At 60.4% G+C, this 20,670-nt stretch carries 13 protein-coding genes; 7 read left to right on the top strand and 6 right to left on the bottom strand.

The window, feature by feature from the left end; genetic code table 11:
* Window positions 1–40 precede the first annotated feature (40 nt).
* Window positions 41–649: a HyaD/HybD family hydrogenase maturation endopeptidase gene (gene hybD, locus JHD64_RS08590; protein WP_059287484.1), complete on the bottom strand. Its 609-nt coding sequence runs from the start codon at window positions 647–649 to the stop codon at window positions 41–43.
* A 343-nt stretch (window positions 650–992) separates the two neighbouring features.
* On the opposite strand from hybD, the gene JHD64_RS08585 reads away from it, so the two are divergent.
* The 6 genes from JHD64_RS08585 to JHD64_RS08560 all read left to right on the top strand — a co-directional run bounded on the left by JHD64_RS08585 (window position 993) and on the right by JHD64_RS08560 (window position 12,769).
* On the top strand, window positions 993–2,591 hold the full coding sequence (locus JHD64_RS08585) for a ShlB/FhaC/HecB family hemolysin secretion/activation protein (protein WP_233170408.1): 1,599 nt from the start codon (window positions 993–995) through the stop codon (window positions 2,589–2,591).
* A 23-nt stretch (window positions 2,592–2,614) separates the two neighbouring features.
* On the top strand, window positions 2,615–10,708 hold the full coding sequence (locus JHD64_RS08580; RefSeq protein WP_199052979.1) for a hemagglutinin repeat-containing protein: 8,094 nt from the start codon (window positions 2,615–2,617) through the stop codon (window positions 10,706–10,708).
* Window positions 10,709–10,942: a hypothetical protein gene (locus JHD64_RS08575; protein WP_199052978.1), complete on the top strand. Its 234-nt coding sequence runs from the start codon at window positions 10,709–10,711 to the stop codon at window positions 10,940–10,942.
* 126 nt (window positions 10,943–11,068) lie between these two features.
* On the top strand, window positions 11,069–11,362 hold the full coding sequence (locus tag JHD64_RS08570; protein ID WP_199052977.1) for a hypothetical protein: 294 nt from the start codon (window positions 11,069–11,071) through the stop codon (window positions 11,360–11,362).
* 109 nt (window positions 11,363–11,471) lie between these two features.
* Complete coding sequence (locus JHD64_RS08565) at window positions 11,472–11,873, top strand: hypothetical protein (protein WP_199052976.1); 402 nt, start codon at window positions 11,472–11,474, stop codon at window positions 11,871–11,873.
* A complete protein-coding gene (locus tag JHD64_RS08560; RefSeq protein ID WP_199052975.1) occupies window positions 11,870–12,769 on the top strand; it encodes a PoNi-like cognate immunity protein in 900 nt (299 codons plus the stop codon). Before JHD64_RS08565 ends, JHD64_RS08560 begins: the two co-directional genes overlap by 4 nt.
* Window positions 12,770–12,823: 54 nt before the next feature.
* On the opposite strand, the gene JHD64_RS08555 is transcribed toward JHD64_RS08560, so the two are convergent.
* The 5 genes from JHD64_RS08555 to JHD64_RS08535 form a co-directional block, all read right to left on the bottom strand.
* Window positions 12,824–13,102, bottom strand: a complete 279-nt coding sequence (locus JHD64_RS08555) for a hypothetical protein (RefSeq protein WP_199052974.1) — start codon at window positions 13,100–13,102, stop codon at window positions 12,824–12,826.
* Window positions 13,103–13,569: 467 nt separating this feature from the next.
* Window positions 13,570–13,935 (bottom strand): HigA family addiction module antitoxin, encoded by a 366-nt coding sequence (locus JHD64_RS08550; RefSeq protein WP_199052973.1) that lies wholly within the window; start codon window positions 13,933–13,935, stop codon window positions 13,570–13,572.
* A 70-nt stretch (window positions 13,936–14,005) separates the two neighbouring features.
* A complete protein-coding gene (gene cybH / locus JHD64_RS08545) occupies window positions 14,006–14,713 on the bottom strand; it encodes a Ni/Fe-hydrogenase, b-type cytochrome subunit (protein WP_110313513.1) in 708 nt (235 codons plus the stop codon).
* A 194-nt stretch (window positions 14,714–14,907) separates the two neighbouring features.
* Window positions 14,908–16,698, bottom strand: coding sequence for a nickel-dependent hydrogenase large subunit (locus JHD64_RS08540; protein ID WP_199052972.1), 1,791 nt, complete (start codon window positions 16,696–16,698; stop codon window positions 14,908–14,910).
* On the bottom strand, window positions 16,698–17,822 hold the full coding sequence (locus JHD64_RS08535) for a hydrogenase small subunit (protein ID WP_059287302.1): 1,125 nt from the start codon (window positions 17,820–17,822) through the stop codon (window positions 16,698–16,700). Before JHD64_RS08535 ends, JHD64_RS08540 begins: the two co-directional genes overlap by 1 nt.
* Before the next feature lie 340 nt (window positions 17,823–18,162).
* Between JHD64_RS08535 and JHD64_RS08530 the strand changes: the two genes are divergently transcribed.
* Window positions 18,163–20,664 carry an EAL domain-containing protein gene (locus tag JHD64_RS08530; protein WP_233170407.1) on the top strand — a complete coding sequence of 834 codons (2,502 nt, stop codon included), beginning with the start codon at window positions 18,163–18,165 and terminating at the stop codon, window positions 20,662–20,664.
* Window positions 20,665–20,670: the final 6 nt, after the last annotated feature.

Raw genomic sequence — 20,670 nt, 5'->3', positions numbered from 1 at the left:
CCATGGCAGCGTTCCACTTGCATGGGGATGCCCAGGCACATCAGCCTTCTCCTTGCAGTACGCGGTCGTCGCCAATGCGGCAGGCGGCTTCGGCGGACGGGCGCTCGTTTTCATAGCGCTGCATGTCGAGGCTGGCATGGTTCAGCCGCTCGCCATCCAGCCGCGGCGCCAGCGGCACCCCCCATTCCTGCAATTGCGCCACCGCCAGCGCAATGGCCGGCTCCAGCCGGGCACGTACCGGCTCGGTCAGGCTGCCGCCATAGTCTTCCAGCTGCACCGGCTGCACGCCGATCAGCACGATGCTGGCCGGCAGATTGCCCTTGAGATCGGCCAGCGCCAGCACCTCGGAAAAACCGGTCTGGTGCAGGCTCATTTTCTTGGCGGTGAGGTAGGCCGGCACCGCGTCGTCGCGATACACCTTGAGCGTGCCCGGTTCCAGCCCGAAATCGATGGCGTCGAACAGGATCAGCCGGTCGGCGGCTTCGACATAGGGCAGCAGCAGCAGCCCCTGGGTGCCGCCGTCCACGACCTCGACCTTGGCCGGCAACTGATAGCGGGCATACAGCTGCTCGGCTGCACGGACGCCAAAGCCTTCGTCGGCCCAGAGCAGATTGCCCAGCCCCATGATGATGATGTTGTCGGTATGCATGCTGTGATGGCCTGTAACGGAGTGGGTTACAGATCAAGTTTCGTGCCAGTGCCGGACTTGCCGGGAATATGTGCCGGATCAGGGGTTTGCCGCTTATTCCATACGCAATACAAGGACATTGCCCTGGCAAATGGAAAGTAAAAGTGCAAACCATCTAACCGGTTGTGGTCAGGCAGGTGTGATGGATGGGTGTATTCCCGGAAATGGGCCTGGCTGATTCGGGAAGTGGCTGATGGTGTCATGCTGTACGACTTTTGACAATGAGTACCCAATGACAAAAAACTGATGCCGCGTGTCCCATTTGCCTTCTTGTTACCGCTTGCTTGCGCTGTGCCTGTGCCAGATGACCAGGGCATGGGCCAGCTCTCCGCTGGATACCGCTTCTTTGCCAAGCGCTGTGGATGGTAAAGCGTCTGTCGAACAGCACGCTGCAGCAACCCTGCCAAGTCATGAAGAACCGTGCTTTCTGATCAGCCACATCAAGCTTGTGGGCGAACAGTCCGCGCATTTCCAGTGGCTGCTAGATGCTGCCGCCTTGCCAGACAGTGCCAGTGGTCGCTGTCTGGGCAGCCAGGGTATCAGCCTGCTGCAACGGCGCATGCAGAATGCGCTGCTGACTGCCGGTTTTGTGACCAGTCGGGTGTTGGTAAGCCCGCAAAACCTGAGTGGCGGCCAGCTGCAATTCACCCTGCTACCGGGTTTCATTCATCAGATAAAACCCACCGCTGACAGTACGCCGGGGCTGCGGCTATGGAATGCCCTGCCAAGTCGACCGGGGGATGTGCTCAATCTGCGCGATATCGAACAAGGCCTGGAAAACCTGCAACGCCTGCCATCGGTGCAGGCTGATTTCCAGATTGCCCCGACCAGCACGGCCGATGCGCCGCCCAATAGCAGCGACGTACTGCTGAAATGGCAGCAACACCGGCCATACCGGCTGTTATTGCAGCTGGATGATGGTGGCAACCAGGCTACCGGGGTGCTGCAAGGCAGCGCCACGCTGGCGGTGGACCATCTGTTGACCCTCAATGACCTGCTCAATCTGTCCCGTAGCCAGGCGCTGGGCGGTGGCCAAGGGGGCGAGCGGGGGTCAGAGAACAATACCGTCGGCTACAGCCTGCCACTGGGCTATTGGCTGCTCGGTTTGACACTGAATGATGGCCGGTATCGCCAGTCGGTGGCCGGAGCCTACGAAAACTACCTCTATCACGGCAAGAACGAAAACGCCGCCCTGACGCTATCGCGCCTGCTGCTGCGCAATGCCGACAGCAAAACCGGTTTCAGCCTGCAACTGTGGCAGCGCAAGGCCAGCAGCTTCATCAATGATGCCGAAATCGACGTGCAACGCCGCCGCATGGCGGGCTGGGAGCTGGGCGTTTCCCACGAAACCCGTTTGGGAGAGGGGGCTTTGAGCGCCAGCCTGAATTACCGGCGGGGTACTGGTGCCCGCCGTGCTCAAGCGGCGCCGGAAGAGGCCTTCAACGAGGGCAGCGCCCGCTTGCAGCTATGGCGTGCCGAGGCACAGCTGGTGTTGCCCTTGCGCGCCCTGGGCCAAGCCTGGCAGTTCAGCTCGGTCTGGCGTGGCCAATACAACCAGACCCCCTTGATTCCGCTGGATCGTTTTGCCATTGGCAGCCGCAGCACCGTGCGCGGCTTTAATGGCGACAACCAGCTTAGTGCCGATCGTGGCTGGCTGGTACGCAATGAACTCGGCTGGCAGCACCAGGGCCGCGAAATCTACCTGGCTTACGACCATGGCGAAGTCGGCGGGCAGTCGGCGGTGATGCTACCGGGACGTCGCCTTGCTGGTGCCACCCTGGGCAGCCGCGGCCAGCTGTTTGGCTTCGACTACGAAGTGTTTATCAGCAAGCCCATGCAATACCCCACCCATTTTCGTACCCCCAGTAGCACCGGCGGTTTTTCGCTGGCCTATCGTTTTTGACTCCCGTCACCGGAGCGTAAAGCATGAACCGTCATTGTTACCGTCTGGTCTTCAACCCGCTGCGTAATCTATTGATGCCGGTGGCAGAACTGGCTTGTACGCATCAGCGCTCAGCCAGTGGCCCGCCAGCTGCTGGCCAGTCACTGCTGTATTGTGTCTGGCGGCCATTGCCGCTGGCTGTCATGCTGTCAAGCCTGTCCGCTGCGGCAGTGGCGCAAATTCTGGCCGATCCTGCCGCGCCTGCCGGGCAGCGTCCCACCATCCTCAATACCGCCAGCGGTGCGGTACAAATCAATATCCAGACCCCGACAGCTGGTGGGGTGTCGATGAACCAGTACCGCCAGTTTGACACCACCACACCCGTTACCATCTTCAATAACGGCCGTACTGCCAGCCAAACCCAAAGCGCCGGCTGGGTGGCAGGCAATCCGTGGCTGGCAGGCGGCAGCGCCAAAGTCATCGTCAACCAGATCAACAGCGCCAACCCCTCGCGCCTGAGCGGCACCATGGAAATTGCCGGTGCCCGTGCTGACCTGATCATTGCCAACCCCTCCGGTCTGCGCATTGCTGGCGTCACCGTGCTCAATGCCAACCGCAGCACTTTTGCCACGGCCACGCCGCAGCTTGTTCGCGGGGTAGTGCAAGGCTTTCAGACCGGCAACGGCCAGTTGCAGATAGAAGGCGCAGGGCTGAACGATAGTGGCAGCGACTACACCACCATCCTGGCGCGCGCCGTACAACTGAATGCCGGGCTGTGGGCACAGCAACTGCAACTGACTGCCGGGCAGAACCAGCTGGATGCCAGTGGCAAGGTGGTGGCCACTACCGCGCCCGTACCCGGCAGTGCCACGCCCGCTTACAGCCTGGATGTGGCCGCCGTGGGCGGCATGTACGCTGGCAAAATCACCCTGCTGGCTACCGAACACGGCCTGGGCGCGCGCAATGCGGGCGAGTTGATCGCCAGCCAGGGCGATTTGCAGCTGCAGCTGGACGGTCGCCTGGAAAACACCGGACGCATGCTGGCGCAGCAGGGGGGCAGCCTGCAACTGCAAAGCCAGCAGCTGGACAATGACGGTACCCTGTCTGCCAGCCAGAACCTGCACATTGCCAGCGGGCCAGTCAGCAATAGCGGGCTGATCAATGCCGGGCGCGAATTGGTGCTGAACGCCAGCGACATCCGCAACAGCGCCAGCGGTAACATCAGCGGCCAGCGCTTGCAGATCGATGCCGCCAGCCTGGATAACGCGGGCCAACTCAGCCAGACCGGCCAGCAAGGCTTAAGGGTGCAGGCCGATAACTTGCATAGCAGCGGGGTGGTAGGCCTGCCGCCCAAAGCCAGTACATCACCTGAATCACCAGCTACCCCGGTTGAGCCGGATGATGGCAGTGGCAGCCCCCCGGTGGCAGACAGCACGCCAGCACCAGGCGGGGATGCCCCGGTTTACAGCCAGCCCGCGCCAGCGCAGACATTGCCCGACGGCACCCTTCACGTGGCAGGCCTGCTGGATAACAGCGGCAGCCTGCTGGCCAATGGCGGTATCGACCTGAGCCTGCAACAAGGCTTGCAGAACCAAGGCAGCATGCAGCTGCGTACGCTGCAATTGTTCGGCCCCTTGCTGGATAACCGTCAAGGCCAGTTGTATGTCGATCAGGCACTCATCGACACCGGGGTCATCCACAATCAGGGCGGCACCCTGGTGGCCAAGCACGACCTGACCCTGCACACCGCCACCCTGAATAACCAGCAGGGCAAGCTCGCCGCCGGAGGCCAACTCAGCCTGATGGCCGGGCAGCTGGACAACCGCACCGGCTGGCTGGAAGCCGCCGGGCTGCTGTTCAATGGCGGCGACATTGACAATCGCCAGGGCGGTATCTTTGCCCGCGACATCCGCGCCAACAGTGGCATGGTGAACAATACGGGTGGCCTGCTGGCTGCCAGCCAAAGCCTGCAACTGGATACCGGCGGGCAAGCGCTGTGGAATGGCAACAGCGGCGACGCACGGGGCGTGCTCTCCAGTGGCAAGCTGGCCCTGAACAGCGGCGACCTGTTCAACCTGCAAGACGGGCGCATTCAGGCGTCCATGCTGGACATCAACAGCAGCACCCTGCGCAATCAAGGCGGCTTGATTGTGGGCGATACCCTTACCCTGCACAGCAATACGCTGGACAACCAAGCCGGGCTGATGGCCACCAAATCCAGCCTGACCCTGGCCATTACGCAATCCCTGCGCAACCAGGGCGAATTGCTCAGTCTGGGCGATGCCGCACTGCACGCGGACACGCTGCAACAACAGGGCGGACAAACCAGCGCCAACGGCAATCTGGCCATCCAGGCCAGGCAGCTGGACAGTACAGGCCAGTTTGTTGCCGGACAGGACCTTACGCTCAATAGCCAGCAAGACCTCACCGTACAAGCCGCCATCCAGGCCGGGAGAAACCTCGCGCTCAGCACTGCTGGCAAGCTGGATAACCAGTCCAGCCTGCGCGCCGGTGGCAGCGCCAGCATACAAGCGGACAGCATCAGCAATACCAGCCAGGCCGACATCACCGCCAGCACGCTTAACCTGCAAGCCACTACCACCCTGGACAACCAGGGCCTGATCGACGCCGGAGATGCCAGCCTGCAAGCCGGTGAAATCATCAGCAATCGCGGCAACGGGCGCATCTATGCCGACCGCCTGTTGCTGGCCGCCCCGCAGCTGGACAACGCCCCGCTGGCAGGGCAAGCACCGGTCATCGCCGCCCGGCAACAGCTGGGCATCGCCACCGACCAACTGCGCAATGGCGAAAACGCCCAGCTGATCAGCCTGGGTGACATGGTGATAGGTGGCGGCTTTGACCGCAGCGGCCATATCAGCCGCCCGGCCAGCCTGGTGGACAACCAGTCTGCCAGCATCGACGCTGCGGGCAATATGCAGATCAGCGCCGACACGGTACGCAACCAGCGCCTGCGGGTGGGCATTACCCAGCAAAGCAGCATTGACGAAACCGTTACCATGAACCTGGCCAGCTGGCAGGGGAATGGCCACAACGGCGGCAACCTGCGTAACTCCGCCAATTACCGCGCCTCGCAAATCTACTTTGTCGACCCGGCTGACATCATCAGCAACGAGCAGATCATCACCCCGGATGGCAAGGTGCTGGGTCGTGCGGTGGTCAAACTCAGCCCGCAAACCAGTACCTTCTTCTTTGCCAATGGCCGTGGCTGGGGCATGACAGGCGAGCGCTGGCGCATCTCCATCGATCAGCCGCAAACCCAAACCATTTACTACACTTACCGCCAGGATAGAGTGATCAATCCGGATCAAAGCCCGGACGGCTTCGACCCCTTCGCGCTACTGCACGGGCCGGGCGGGACCGGTGGTGCGCCGTATTTCTCCTACCAGACCGACGCAGTCCATTACGACGCGCAATACGGCAGTTGCAGCAGCAACTGTGTGCTATTGATTACCCCCTACCAGTTGACTGACCCTGTTCACACCATCGTCAATCGCAGCCAACACCCGGTTTCAGAGTCAGGCAATGAACGCTCCCGCACCGCACACCACACCGCGATGGACGATGTACTGACTGCAGATACGGGCGCCGCCCCCACCATACGTGCTGGCGGCAATATGCTGTTGCAGCCGGGCCAGCTGCTGGACAACCAGTATGGCCAGATCAGTGCCGCAGACCAGCTTCAAATCGACGGTGGAACAGGCAGTCAGGTCATCAATATCGCCGCCACCCTGTACCGCAATCACCATTTTGATGTCACCAGCCACACTTATGCGGGCGGTAGTTTTGCTAACCCCCAACCCGACATCCGCGAAACCATCGGCAGCGTCGATGCCAGCATCCAGGGCAAGACCAGCCTGATCATCAATGCCGACACCGTCGCCAATCTGGACCAGGGCCGACCGGGCCCCAGTCCCATTGCCCCGCCGGTTCCCGGTAGCGAAGTCGCCCGGCTCAGCCAAACCAGCAATGGCACGGTACAACTGCAACCCGGCAGCAATGGCATTCCCGGCAGCGTGCTCACCCGCCCGCCCAGCGTGCAATTGCCGCGCAGCAGCCTGTATCGCATTCAGCCGGATGGGCCGGCACCGTTGCTGGAAACCGACCCCAGCCTCACCAACCGGCAGGCCTGGCTGGGCAGCGACTACCTGCTGGCCGGACTGTCACCCGACCCCAACACCACCCTCAAGCGCCTGGGCGATGGCTACGTCGAGCAGCAGCTCATCCAGCAACAAATCAACCAGCTCACCGGCCAGAGCCGACTGGCGGGCTACGCCGACGACACCGCCCAGTTCCGCGCGCTGATGGACAAGGGTAAAACCTTTGCCGCCAGCCAGCAGCTGGTGCCCGGCGTGGCGCTCACCGCTGCGCAAATGGCCCAGCTCACCAGCGACATCGTCTGGCTGGTCAGCCAAACCGTTACCCTGCCGGATGGCCGCAGCCAGCAAGTACTGGTGCCGCAGGTCTACGTCAAGCTACAGCAAGGCGACCTGGCCCCTGGCGGTGCCATCCTGGCGGCAGACCGGCTGCAACTGCAACTGAATGGCGACCTCAGCAACCAGGGCAGTGTGGCCGGGCGACAACTGCTTACCATCAATGCTGACACCATCAACAACCTGGCCGGTCGCCTGCAGGGCGGCAGTGTGGCCGCCCACGCCAACACCGACCTCAACAATCAGGGTGGCAGCATCCAGGCCGACAACAGCCTCAGCCTGAGCGCCGGGCGCGACCTGAGCAGCACCAGCACCACCTATAGCCAGCAACAGGGCAGCGGTGGCAACACCCTGCAACAAACCGCACTCGACCGCATGGCCGGGCTGTACCTGGGGCAGGGCACCGGCCCCATGCTGCTGGCGGCAGGCCGCAATCTCACCCTCAGCGGCAGCCAGCTCATCAACCAATCCAGCGGCGGCACCGTGCTGCAAGCCGGGCAAGACCTCACGCTCGGCACCGTCGACACCGCCCAGCAACGCCGCATGACCTTCAACCAGAACAACTGGTCCGCCCAAGGCAGTACCGACCAAACCGGCAGCCGCCTTAACACCCAGGGCGACCTAGCCTTGCTGGCAGGCCGTAACCTTGCCGCCAGCGCCGCCACCATCGACAGCGCCCAAGGCCAGGTCCAGCTACAAGCCGGACAAGACCTCACCCTGGCCAGCGGCCAGCAAACCCAGCAACTGCAATGGCAAAGCCACAGCAGCAAAAAAGGCCTGCTCAGCAGCCGCAGCAGCGACGACAGCTACCAGGGCGAACAGACCTGGGCCAAGGGCAGCAGCGTCAGCGGCCACACCGTCAGCGCCATCGCTGGTGGCGACCTCAGCCTGATTGGCAGTCAAGTGGTCAGCGACCAGGGTAGCCAACTGCAAGCCGGTGGCAACCTCAGCCTGCAAGCCGCCAACAACACCGACCGCTATGCCAGCCAGCACACTGAAAAAAAATCCGGCCTGATGGGCAGCGGCGGCTTTGGCATCACCATCGGCAGCCGCGCCCAAGGCCAGGACGACAGCACCCGCACCACCCAGGCCGTTGGTAGCACCGTCGGCGCACTCAGCGGCAATGTCACCCTCAGCGCCGGGCAGCACTACACCCAAACCGGCAGCAATGTACTGGCCACCGGCGTGAATGGCGGCGGCGACATCACCATCCAGGCCAAAGACATCGCCATCACCGAAGCACGCGAAACCACACACAACGTCAGCTACAGCTGGTTCAAGCAAAGCGGCCTCACCCTGGCCCTCTCCAGCCCCGTCCTCAACGCCATCCAGACCGCCGACCAAATGGCCAAGGCCGCCAGCAAGACCAGCGATTCCTGGATGAAGGCGCTGGCCGCCGCCAGCAGCGGCCTGTCCGGCTACGCCGCCTACACCGCCATCCAGGACGGCCAGGGCAGCACCAGCAACGGCAAGGACAATCAAATCCTCACCCGCGAGATCGGCCCCGACGGCAAACCCGTCACCCGCGACGCCAACGCCGCCGACAAAGCCGGTGGCATCAACGTCAGCCTCTCGGTGGGCAGTAGCAGCAATAAATCACACAGAGAATCATCGTCCGACACCAGTGCCGCCAGCCGCGTCCAAGCCGCCGGCAACCTCAGCCTGGACGCCAGCGGCGCAGGCCAGGACAGCAACATCCTGATTCAAGGCAGCGACCTGGCCGCCGCCAAGGCCATCACCCTCAACACCGACAACCGCATCCAGCTGCAAGCCAGCCAGGACAGCGACCAACAACACAGCAGCAACAGCGGCCGCAGCGGCAGCCTGGGTATCAGCTTCGGCAGCGACGGGCTGCTATTCAGCGCCAGCGCCAGCAAAAACCGCGGCCATGCCGACGGCGACAGCACCCGCTACAACAATACCCACCTCAACGCCGGCGACAACATCAGCCTCAGCAGCGGCGGCGACACCACCCTCAAAGGCGCCGTGGTGGCCGCCCCCAGCGTACAAGCCAATATCGGCGGCAAGCTCGCCATCGAAAGCCTGCAAGACCAAGACCACTACGACAGCAAACAACACAGCCTGGGCGGCAGCCTCACCTTCGGTGCAGGCATGATGGGCGGCAGCCTCAGCGCCAGCCAAAGCAAAATCAACAGCGACTACCTGAGCGTAGGCGAACAAAGCGGCATTCTGGCCGGCGATGGCGGCTTCCAGGTCAAGGTTGGCGGCGACACCACCCTCACCGGCGGCGTCATCAGCAGCACCGAAACCGCCGTCCAGCAACAAAACAACCAGTTTGAAACGGGCGGCCAGCTCGCCATGACCGACCTGCACAACCAAGCCGACTACAACGCCAGCAGTAGCAGCCTCAACATGGGCACCGCCCAAAACCTGCAAGGCATGTGGAGCCGGTCCGGCTCCGGCATCGGCTTTGGCAATGACAGCGGCAGCGCATCCAGCGACACCCGCAGCGGCATCAGCGGCATCGCCGGCAACAGCGCCGCCCGCACCGGCGACCCACAAAGCGGCATCCAGCGCATCTTCGACGCCGACAAAGTGCAAGGAGAAATCGACGCACAAACGCTGATTACCCAAACCTTTGGGCAGCAGGCGAGCAGTGCAGTGGGGAAATACGCCGAAACCCAGATCAAACAAGCCAATGCACTGATCGAACAAGCCAAACAAGCCCACGCCGACGGCCAGGAGCAACAGGCCCAGCAACTGCTCGCCCAAGCCGAGCAAATCAATCAGGACTGGGGCGAACAAGGCAAACTGCGCATTGGCCTGCACACCGTCATCGGCGGCCTCACCGGCGGCGCGGCCGGTGCCGCAGGCAGCTTGACCGGCAGCCTGAGCGCAGTCGAAGCCAGCCGCCTGCTCAACGAAAACGGCATCACCCAGGAAAACAACCCGGCGCTCTACAACACCCTGGTTACGTTGGCCAGTACTGCTGCTGGTGGCGTCGTGGGAGGTACGGCAGGTGCTGGGACTGCATTTAATGAGGTGACGAATAATTGGCTATTCACCGAAAAGGAGAATGAAAAGTATAAAAAAGCCAAAGCCGAGTGTGGGCCAGCCAATAAAGCTGCATGCGATACCAAGAAAGCACTGGAAGATCTCAGCTTTAAACGGTTGGCTGCGTCAGAGCCGTTGAAAGAGTTTAATCCTGAAGCTGTATTATTTTTGCCGGCAGGGGGCGGTTTAACTGTTGCTGCGGAAGCTACGGCAGTAGGAAAGTCTATAAGTGCAATACTCGGTGCAGGTGTAAATTATAGTTATCAGGTTTTCAATTCGCAACCGGGACAGAGTATAGATTGGTCCAGCGTTGCATTGAGTGGTGCCGCTGGTTGGTGGACTACAGGAGCTACACTTAGCGGTACCGTTGGGTTTAATACACTTACCTCTTATGTTGGTTCTTCTATAAAAGGTGAAGCTCCAATGTCAGGTATGTTAGGTGCTGCTTTAGGTAGTACTATCGGTTACGCTGGAGGTAGTGTTATTACTAAGAATGGAAATGCTATTCTTAATCCGTGGTACAGGCCGGATTGGGTGACGGTCGGTCCATATGGCATCATGGGATGGAATCCAAAGAATCCAGCACCGGAAATTTTTGGGACAGGAATTGGCGGTATGTTACAGGAATACTCTGGTGATTGGGGTCAGTCGAAAATAAATGGAGGAAGATAAATGTTTAAGAAGTTTATTCTCTATGCATCTTCTTTTTATTTGTTGAGCAATATTGGTCTTATAGTTGCGTGGTTGTTAGGTCCGGTATTTTATTGGTTAGGTTCTGGCGTATTTTTGCCACAATGGAACTTTCCTGATTTGCTGCCGATGATTTGGCGAGAGATAGGGTTAATGGTGACTGCTGTGATTATTGGTATCGTTTTGTCTTGGAATGATGTAAAGAAATTTATGTGATAGAAAGATTGAGAGATCAGTATTCAGTAATCGGCAGTGGGTATGGCGTAAGTATGTATCGGTTAGCGTGGGTTCTAATGGATTTATCGTTAGAGCTAATCCTGTAAGTGAGTGGAAGTCATTAAAATGAAGACAATTCGGTTTGGTGTGACTTATGGTGCGTCGCCAGTTTTTTATCCCGATGTCGATCATGTAGGATATGTTGAGATTGAGGATCTTGGTTTGTCTTTTGAATTGAAAAAAGAGATTAATGAATGGAATGAAGTTTGTCAGGATGCTTTTTGTGAAGAATATCCGCCAGATTCCGGGTTTAAAAATATAGCCGATGCTATATTGCATAATAAAAGAGGAGAAACTCTTGCAAGCAAGATTGAAGAAGAGTCTGGTGGTAGATTAAGAGTTCAGTTTCTTGCTATTTAAAAAACAAGTACTAATAATATTTTCCCAAAAAAGCTAATCCCTGATCGACTTCCGCCAACTGACCACTGCCCAGAAAAGCGTAGTCGGCGACTTGCTGGGCAGCCAGAAAGTGCAGCAGCTGATTCCCGGCGCGCAAGAAATAGGCCGCAGTCCCGGCATCGGACAAAGCGGCATTGACGGGCTGTACAAGGTGAACAAGCCGGGCGTGGATTATGTGGTGATCGAATATAAGTTTGGTGCGTCCAAACAAGGCATGACGCTGGGCGGCTTGCAAGGCAGTGATAGCTGGCTGAGTGGGGCGAATACCAATTACAACCGGATATTGGAGTCGGTGGGGAATAATGAGCGAATGGCCGATAGTGTGTTGAAATCGATAGAGTCAAATCGTATTGAGAAGTGGTTGGTACATACGGATCCGTTTGGTCGAGTGACGGTAGGTGTGATGGGTAAGGATGGCAAGTTGGTTCCAAATCCTGAAGCAACTTCCAAACTGTTGGGAGTTAAAAAATGATTAGGGATAATAAGGGAAGTCTCGCTTATTGGAATGAATGGGTCCTGTACGGTACAGAGGCTATTTCAGAATTTGAAAAGATATGTGCCGCTCCATCTGGCAACCCTGATTATCGTCCTCAGTTTATATTTGAGATTGTAAAAAAGAATTGGCATCAAATTCTTCGTCGCTACTCCCGTGGCGATGACATCAAGGAACTGGCGCAATACTTCCCGCCCTTGCTGGATGCCTGGGAAGAGTCCGAGCGCTTGGGCAAAGACGTGTTTACCCCGCAACAGCAATACACCCGGCACGCCTGGAAGGTGAATCTGGACCATTACATCGTCTGCTTCTGGCTGGTGGGGCTGGCTTTGACTTTGGACCTGCCAGAGCAGCAATGGCAACGGCTGCTGGTATTGATCGGCAACGAAGGCGAAGACCACTTGCTGGACCGCATCATTGCCAGCCGCCAGATAGGGCGCAAGATTGGCGACACGCTGTGCCACCCCAAACCCTATCAGCGACTGCTCAAGGCCATTGACGCCCCAACGGCACAGCAAGCCCGGCTGCTGGCCGACTTTGTGCGCCACTGGTATCGCGAACTGGACCGCCCGGCCAAACCCGGCAATGCGCCGGCTACCGCCATGTATGAACGACCGTATTGGTACACCTATGGCGATGTCAATTTTGAAGGAGGGGCCTACTTTGGCCGCTGGTGCGTAGAGGCCGTAGCGGCGGTCAAAGCCTTCGGCCTTGATGACAGTCAGTGCCTGGGACTGGAACACTACCCCGGCGACCTGCTGCGGCCCAATGGCCCCAGCACCCACCCCGCCCGTCCGGATGACAGCGACGAACAAGCGCCGACTACCCCCAGCCCACCGGCCAAAAGCTGGTGGCAGCGTTTATTGGGGCGCTAACAGCCCGGCCATTCACAATGCCGGGCTGCTTCCACATGGTAGGACTACGCGGTTTTAAGCCAGCAATTGCTGCTGTTGCTGCTGCAAACCCAGCAAGCCCTGCATCAGGTGATTGCGATAGGCATCAGACGGGTGCAAGGCCAGCAAGGCCAGTACTGCCTCCAGCGTTTGGGCCTGCTCCCGCAATGCGGATTCCAGCTGATCAAAACTGCGTGCCAACTCCTGCACCGGGCTGCGCAGCGCGGCAAAGCTGTCCTGCTGAAGCATGGCTTGCAGCAGCACGATGTGTTGGCGCATCAGGGGGAGGACGGGTGTGGTGGTTTGGTGTGTCATGGGTGTTGCTCCTGAGATGGTATATAGAGCAACGACGGGGTCGTGGAAGACCTGCCTAAGGCGGTAAACAGTGCAATATAGGATAGGAAGATACGCATCAGAAGGCTCCAGAAAGCTGCTGGAATCTGCTCCCTACGACGCCAATCGCGGGTGGCAGGCGCATGGCGGGATTGGCGTTACCGGCTTCCTTCCCGGCGCCTCGTGAGAGGCTCCCACCATGGCCCGCCATAAAAAAGGCAAAGCAATGGTGTGCGGACTGGTACGCAAGCGCGTAGCAGTCCGGGAAGCTCGGGACGCCAATCCCGGTGCCGCTATTGAACAGCACGGAGGGGATTATCTAGTGCAGCGCCTGGGAAGGCAAGGAACATGGGGGTAAGGCGGGCGGTGGCAAGGCGGGTCATGGTGTACGGAGCGCGGGTCGTGGATGGCAACGCAGTACAAGGTTGCTCCAGCTGGTGAAGCAAGGCTTAAATGCGACGTGCTTGCCGCAGCTGGCGGCGGGCCTGGGCCAGGTCCCAGGCGGTTTGCAGTGCCATCCAGAATTGCGCATCCTGCCCGAACAAGCAGGCCAGCCGGATGGCAGTATCCGGACTGATGCCGCGCTTGCCGGCAATCAGCTCGTTCAGCCGCCGCCGCGAAATGCCCAGCCGGCGTGCTGCTTCGGTCTGGCTCAGTCCGGCCGGGGCCAGAAAGCGGCTGTCCAGAAAACGGCCGGGATGCAGCGGGGTGCGGGCACTGACGAGCGGGATGGTCATGGCGGTGGGCTGGGATGGCGTGTTGGGCTGCGCTGGTTTGCCGGCAGTATGTGCTGGCGGCAGTTCGACAAATCTCACGATCCTGTCAGGGCAATGAAAACGTCCGGGACAAGCTGATGTAACACCATCCCGGACGTTTTCCCTCTGCTTAATCCTTGAACATGCGGAAACCGCTGATCATGGTGGATACCATGCTCTGCTTGGACATGATGTCCTCGCGGATGGCGGCATACACGTGGATCATCACGAACAGGATGATGGACCACATGCCCAGCCGGTGCCAGTTGTGCACGGTGAGGCTATTGCCGCCAAAGGCGGAAATCACCCAGCCAAAAGCCTGGTAGGCCCAGCTCTTGGTGCCCAGGCCCTCGCCGTACAGGGCAAAGCCGGAGAAGCACATGAATACCGCCACCCACAGGAAGGTGGCCATGGCGATCTGGCCTACCGGGTTGTGGCCGATGTATTTCTTCGGGTAGCGCTCGATAAACAGATACCAGCGCACTTCAAAGAAAAATTCCTTCCACCAGGCTTTGTCCCACACCGGCACCAGAATGATCTCGCGCGCATGGTGATTGCCCACCAGTGCCCAGTACAGCCGGCCGATCAGGCCGATGGCCAGAATGTAGCCGGCGGTGAAATGGGCAAAGCGGATATAGCCCATGACGAAGTTGAAGGTGGCCTCACCGGGTACTGAAGGCAGGGGCTTGCCGATCAGGTAGCCGGTTACGGACAGGGTGATGATGCACAGCACCGTCACCCAGTGCCACAGGCGCACCGGCGCTTCATACACATAGACGGATGTGACCTTGCGGCCCAGGCCCTGCGGGGCGTTGCCGTCGAAGCCGTAGCTTTTCATGCCGAATCTCCTGTTTTCCCGCCGAACCACCACGCTGCCGGACATCCCGGAAGTGATGCGCACCCCGGCCAGCGTGGTGGTCGATCAGGAAGTTCGCCCGTATGGCCTGCGGGGGGAGCGAGGCCATGCGGACTGGTCAATCGTCGCCTTGCCAGCCGTTCCGGGGGAGTGGGCGGGCCGGCGTGGCGACGAACTCAACGTACTTTCACGCTTACCAGCTCGCCGCCGTCCTCGCCGATGACATGGGTGGAGCAGGCCAGGCAGGGGTCGAAGCTGTGCAGGGTGCGCAGGATTTCCAGCGGCTGATCCGGCACCGCCATCTTGGTACCCATCAGCGAGGCTTCGTAAGCGCCGATCTGGCCCTTGGCGTCGCGCGGGCCGGCATTCCAGGTGGTGGGTACCACGCACTGGTAGCTGTCGATGCGGGTGTCGGCGATTTTCAGCCAGTGGCCCAGCGCGCCGCGCGGGGCCTCGGTAAAGCCCACGCCCTTGGCGGCGGCCGGCCAGCTGGCCGGGTCCCACTTCTCCACATTGGCAGTCGCCGTGTCGCCGTTCTTGATGTTGCTGATGAGACGGTCGAAGAAGTAGCGCATCTTGTTGGCAGCCCAGGACGACTCCAGCGCACGGGCGGCAGTACGACCCAGGGTGGAGAACAAGGCTTCCTTGGGTGCGCCCAGCGCATGCAGCAGCTTGTCCACCGGTTCCTTGAACTCCGGCTTGTTCTGGTGGTAGCCAATCAGGTAGCGCGCCAGCGGGCCCACTTCCATGGCGTGGCCCTTCCAGCGCGGCGATTTGATCCAGGAATACTTGGCCGATTCGTCCAGCTGCTCGATGCGGGTTTTCGTTCCCTTGTGATTGGCACCCAGCTCGAATTTGGGCGCGGTGATGCCATCGAAGGGATGCAGGCCCTTGCTGTCGTCGCCATAGCTGTACCAGCTGTGGGTGACGAATTCCTGGATTTCATCCGGGGCGTACAGGTCGATCGGGTGGATTTCGTTGAACTTGCCGTTGATGATGGCACCACGCGGCAGCAGCAGGCTGCTTTCGCTGTAGTCGTTGGCATGGTCGGGGAAGTCGCCGTAGGACATCACGCTCTGGCTGGACAGGCCGCCACCGATGGAGGCCCAGTCCTTGTAGAAACCGCCGATGGCGATGACGTCCGGAATGTATACCTGCTCGCAGAAGGTGATGGTGCGGTCGATGATCTGCGATACCAGGTTCAGCCGTTCCATATTGATGGCACCGACTGCGCCCACATCGTCGATATTGATGGCGCAGGGCATGCCGCCCACCAGCCAGTTGGGGTGGGGGTTCTTGCCGCCAAAAATGGTATGGATCTTGACGATTTCCTTCTGGAAGTCTAGCGCTTCCAGATAGTGGGCCACCGCCATCAGGTTGGCTTCCGGCGGCAGTTTCATCGCCGGGTGGCCCCAGTAGCCATTGCGGAAGGGGCCCAGCTGGCCGGATTCGACAAAGCGTTTCAGCCGCGATTGCAGGTCACGGAAATAACCGGGGCTGGACAGCGGCCAGTCGGAAATGCTCTGGGCCAGCTCGCTGGTTTTTTTCGGGTCGGCCTTGAGGGCGGACACCACGTCCACCCAGTCCAGCGCATGCAGATGGTAGAAGTGCACCAGGTGGTCGTGCACATACAGCGCCGCCTGCATGATGTTGCGGATCAGGTTGGCGTTTTCGGGAATCTTGATCTTCAGCGCGTCTTCCACCGCACGCACCGAGGTCAGCGCATGGGTGCCGGTGCACACGCCGCAGATGCGCTCGACAAAGGCCCAGGCGTCACGCGGGTCACGGCCCTTGAGGATGACTTCCAGGCCGCGCCACATGGTGCCGGTGGACACGGCATTGGTGATGATGTTGTTGCTGTCGATGTTCACTTCGCAGCGCAGATGGCCTTCGATACGGGTGACTGGGTCCACCACCACGCGGCGGCCGCTATTGTCCAGGGTAAAACCTTGGGTCTGGTAGGACATCAGACTTTCTCCTCGTTCTTGTCTTTATTCTGCGCGGGGGCGGCGGCATCCAGCGGCTGCAGGTCCTGCTTCTTCAGCATGGTGCTCTTGATGGCGCTGACCGCGGCATGGGCGGCAATGGCGGCGCCAGCGGTGCCGGCCACGGTAAAGCCGATCTTGTCGGCATTGGCTTCCACGCCGAATTGCGGAATGGAGGTGACGCGGTCGTAGAAGGAGCCCTTGTCCCAGAAGCCTTCTTCCGAACAGCCGATGCAGCCGTGACCGGACTGGATGGGGAAGGACACACCGTCGTTCCAGCGCACGGTGGAGCAGGCGTTATAGGTGGTGGGGCCTTTGCAGCCCATCTTGTACAGGCAGTAGCCCTTGCGCGCGCCATCGTCGTCCCAGTTCTCGACAAACTGACCAGCATCAAAGTGCGGGCGGCGATAGCATTTATCATGGATGCGCTGGCCGTAGAACATCTTGGGCCGGCCCTGGCGGTCCAGTTCCGGAATCTTGTCGAAGGTCACCATATAGGTAATCACGGCAGCCATGACTTCCGGAATCGGCGGACAGCCCGGCACCTTGATCACCGGCTTGTCCAGAATCACCTGGTGTACCGGCGTGGCGCGGGTGGGGTTGGGCTTGGCGGCCTGCACGCAGCCCCAGCTGGCACAGGAACCCCAGGCGATCAGTGCCTTGGCGTCGGCCGACACGCGCTTGAGTTTTTCCACGAAGGGCTCGCCACCGGGGAAGCAGTACATGCCGTCCTCGTTCAGCGGCGGGTTGCCTTCCACGGCCACGATGTAATTGCCTTTGTGGTTCTTGATCAGGTCGTCGAGGATGGCTTCGGCCTGATGCCCGGCGGCAGCCATGATGGTGTCGTCGTAATCCAGCGAGATCAGCGACAGGATGGCGTCCTTGGCCAGCGGGTGGGCCGAGCGGATGAAGGACTCGGTACAGCAGGTGCACTCGAGGCCGTGCAGCCAGATGACCGGCACGCGCGGCTTGGTTTCCAGTGCGTAGGCAATGCGGGGGACAAAGGCTGAGCCCAGGCCCAGCGAGGTGGCGGTCAGGCTGCAGAACTTAAGAAAGCTGCGCCGAGTCACGCCCTGGCGACGCATGGCTTGATAGAAAGTCTCCATGTGTTTACGCTCCTCCCTGCCATGCTTATGGCATTCGATGTGTTTTCTTGTTGTGCCGGATCTGCGTTATTGGTCTGTCCGGACAGGCTGGCGGTGTTGCAACCTGACCAACGCTTTCAATATCCGTGCCAGCACGGCGGCATGAAAAAGTGTCGACAAAACAGCGCTTTGCCAGCAGGGTGTGGCAGGGGAGGTGTAAACTTGCTTTGCAGTTTGCCGGCAAAGTGGAAAACAGGCGTGGTACGCAAAATGCATCAAATGCGCGGGCTCGCCCTTTAGATGTTAAGTAATAAATGTATAATGTTGCCGTTGTGAACGCTAAATTGCTTACAGGTGTCCGATGATGTCCCCGCTGATGCAGCCCATAGAGCAGATTGCCTCGACTGATATTCTCAGTTGCACACCGGAGACGCTGATCCACGAGGCGGCCAGCCTGATGGTGCAGTCCGGTTGCGGCTCCATCGTGGTGTTTGCCGCACCTGGCCAGGCCGTGGGCATCTGGACCGAAACCGATGCGCTGGCCGTGGATCTGGAAGACGCGGCGGCGCGCTGCCGCCCCATCAGCGAGGTGATGAGCCAGCCGGTGGTGACGCTGGCCCACCATCTGAGCGTGCATGATGTGTTGGGACAATTCCGCAGCAAGGGCATCCGCCATGCCCTGGTTGAAAAAGAGGGGACGATAGTCGGCCTGGTGTCGCTGTCGGACGTGGTGCTGTGTCAGGGCACCGAAGCCTTTCTTGGGCTGAAGCGGCTGGATGGCATACTGGCGCCGCCGGCGGTCATCCTGCAGGCCAGCGACAATCTTTCCGCCGCACTCTCCAGCATGCGCGAACAGCAGCTGACGGCACTGGGGGTACAGTTTGCCGATGGCAGCTACGGCATCCTCACCCAGCGCGACGTGGTGGGCATGGTGGCTGCCGGGCAGGGCGATGTGGAGCTGGGCAGCATCTGCACCCGTCCGGTGATCGGTGTGGCCAGCAGCAGCAGCCTGTTACAGGCGCGACGGGTGATCCTGCAGCACCAGATCCGCCATCTGGCGGTATTCGATGCCGACCACAAGCTGGTGCATATCGTCGGTTTTCGCGAAATCATCCAGAGCATAGAACACGAATTCCTGCTGGAACTGCATGGCGCGCTGCGCGAGCGCGACGAAGCCTTGCTGCAATCGCGCCAGAGCCTGCTGCTGGCGGACAAGGTGTTCGAAGCCACCATGGAAGGCATTGTCATTACCGATGGCAATGGCTTCATCCAGTCGGTCAATCCCGCCTTCAGCCGCATCACCGGCTACGCACGCGAAGAAGCCATCGGCAAGACGCCGGCCTTGCTCAAGTCCGGCAAGCAATCCCCCGAATTCTACGAATACCTGTGGCGCTGCCTGCGGCACGATGGATTCTGGCAGGGCGAGGTGGTGAACCGGCGCAAGAACGGCCTGCTGTATACCGAACACCTGAGCATCACCGCCATCCGCGACGAGCGCGGCGAATGCCTGCACTACGTGGCGGTGTTTTCCGACATCACCCAGCGCAAGCAGGCCGAGGAACGGCTGCATTTTCTGGCCAACCATGATGCGCTGACCGGCCTGCCCAACCGCACGCTGTTTATCGAAAAGCTGCAGTCGGCGGTGGAGCAGGCACGGCAGTTTGATCGCCGTTTTGCCTTGCTGTTCATCGATCTTGACCGCTTCAAGATGGTGAACGACACCCTGGGCCACCATGCCGGCGACGAGCTGCTGATGCGGATTGCCAGCGAGTTGCAGCGCATCGTGCCCAATCTGTCCACCGTGTCGCGCCTGTCCGGCGACGAATTCACCGTGCTGCTGGAAAACGTGGTGACGGTACAGCAAGTGGCCAGCCGGGCGCAGAGCATTCTGGATGCCATTTCGGCCGAATCCACCGTAGCCGGGCAGGGCGTGTTCATTTCCGCCAGCATCGGCATCAGCATGTTTCCGGAAGATGGCGCCATGGCTGACGCCCTGCTGGTGAATGCCGACACCGCCATGTACCGCGCCAAGGAGCGCGGCAAGAACAATTTCCAGTTCTACACCGCCGACATGAATGCGCGCGCCATCGAGCGCCTGAAAATGGAATACAGCCTGCACCGCGCGCTGGCGCAGGACGAGCTGGAAGTGTGGTATCAGCCCAAGGTGGAGCTGGCTGGCGGCCGCATCATCGGGGCCGAAGCACTGCTGCGCTGGCAGCATCCGGACATGGGGCTGATTTCCCCGGCGCAGTTCATTCCGATTGCCGAGGAAAGCTCGCTGATCACCAGCATCGGTGAATGGGTGCTGGACACCACCTGTGGCGCCATCCGCCGCTGGCGCGATGCCGGCCTGCTGCAAGGGCGCATTGCGGTCAATGTGTCCGGCCGCCAGCTGAAGTATTCCAGCATCGTCGACAGCGTGGCGCAGGCGCTGGAGCGGCACAGCCTGCCCAGCAGCGCGCTGGAGCTGGAAATCACCGAAAGCGTGGCCATGGACGAAGACAGCGGCATGGTGGAGGTGCTGCACCGCTTGCAGGCGCTGGGCATTTATCTGTCCATCGACGATTTCGGCACCGGCTATTCCAGCCTGTCCTATCTCAAGCGCCTGCCGGTGCGCGGCCTGAAAATCGACCAGAGCTTCATCATGGACCTGCACCAGGACCGCGACGACGCCGCCATCACCCAGGCCATCATCTCGATTGCCCGCAGCCTGGGGCTGGAGCTGGTGGCCGAAGGGGTGGAGCTGGAAGAGCAGCGTCGCTTCCTGCTGGAGCAGGGCTGCGACTGCGGCCAGGGCTATCTGTTCAGCCGGGCGGTGCCAGCCGCCGAGTTCGAGACCTTGCTGCGGCAGCAGCACGGCTGAGTGATG

The sequence above is a fragment of the Aquitalea sp. ASV15 genome, from assembly GCF_016429115.1.
Classification (GTDB): Bacteria; Pseudomonadota; Gammaproteobacteria; order Burkholderiales; family Chromobacteriaceae; genus Aquitalea; species Aquitalea magnusonii.
This window is presented reverse-complemented; position numbering and strand designations above follow the sequence as displayed.

What these genes read in the sequence shown, in the direction of transcription:
- hybD (WP_059287484.1), bottom strand. Translation starts at nt 649, where the DNA reads ATGCATACCGACAACATCATCATCATGGGGCTGGGCAATCTGCTCTGG.
- JHD64_RS08585 (WP_233170408.1), top strand. Translation starts at nt 993, where the DNA reads ATGACCAGGGCATGGGCCAGCTCTCCGCTGGATACCGCTTCTTTGCCA.
- JHD64_RS08580 (WP_199052979.1), top strand. Translation starts at nt 2,615, where the DNA reads ATGAACCGTCATTGTTACCGTCTGGTCTTCAACCCGCTGCGTAATCTA.
- JHD64_RS08575 (WP_199052978.1), top strand. Translation starts at nt 10,709, where the DNA reads ATGTTTAAGAAGTTTATTCTCTATGCATCTTCTTTTTATTTGTTGAGC.
- JHD64_RS08570 (WP_199052977.1), top strand. Translation starts at nt 11,069, where the DNA reads ATGAAGACAATTCGGTTTGGTGTGACTTATGGTGCGTCGCCAGTTTTT.
- JHD64_RS08560 (WP_199052975.1), top strand. Translation starts at nt 11,870, where the DNA reads ATGATTAGGGATAATAAGGGAAGTCTCGCTTATTGGAATGAATGGGTC.
- JHD64_RS08555 (WP_199052974.1), bottom strand. Translation starts at nt 13,102, where the DNA reads ATGACACACCAAACCACCACACCCGTCCTCCCCCTGATGCGCCAACAC.
- cybH (WP_110313513.1), bottom strand. Translation starts at nt 14,713, where the DNA reads ATGAAAAGCTACGGCTTCGACGGCAACGCCCCGCAGGGCCTGGGCCGC.
- JHD64_RS08540 (WP_199052972.1), bottom strand. Translation starts at nt 16,698, where the DNA reads ATGTCCTACCAGACCCAAGGTTTTACCCTGGACAATAGCGGCCGCCGC.
- JHD64_RS08535 (WP_059287302.1), bottom strand. Translation starts at nt 17,822, where the DNA reads ATGGAGACTTTCTATCAAGCCATGCGTCGCCAGGGCGTGACTCGGCGC.
- JHD64_RS08530 (WP_233170407.1), top strand. Translation starts at nt 18,163, where the DNA reads ATGATGTCCCCGCTGATGCAGCCCATAGAGCAGATTGCCTCGACTGAT.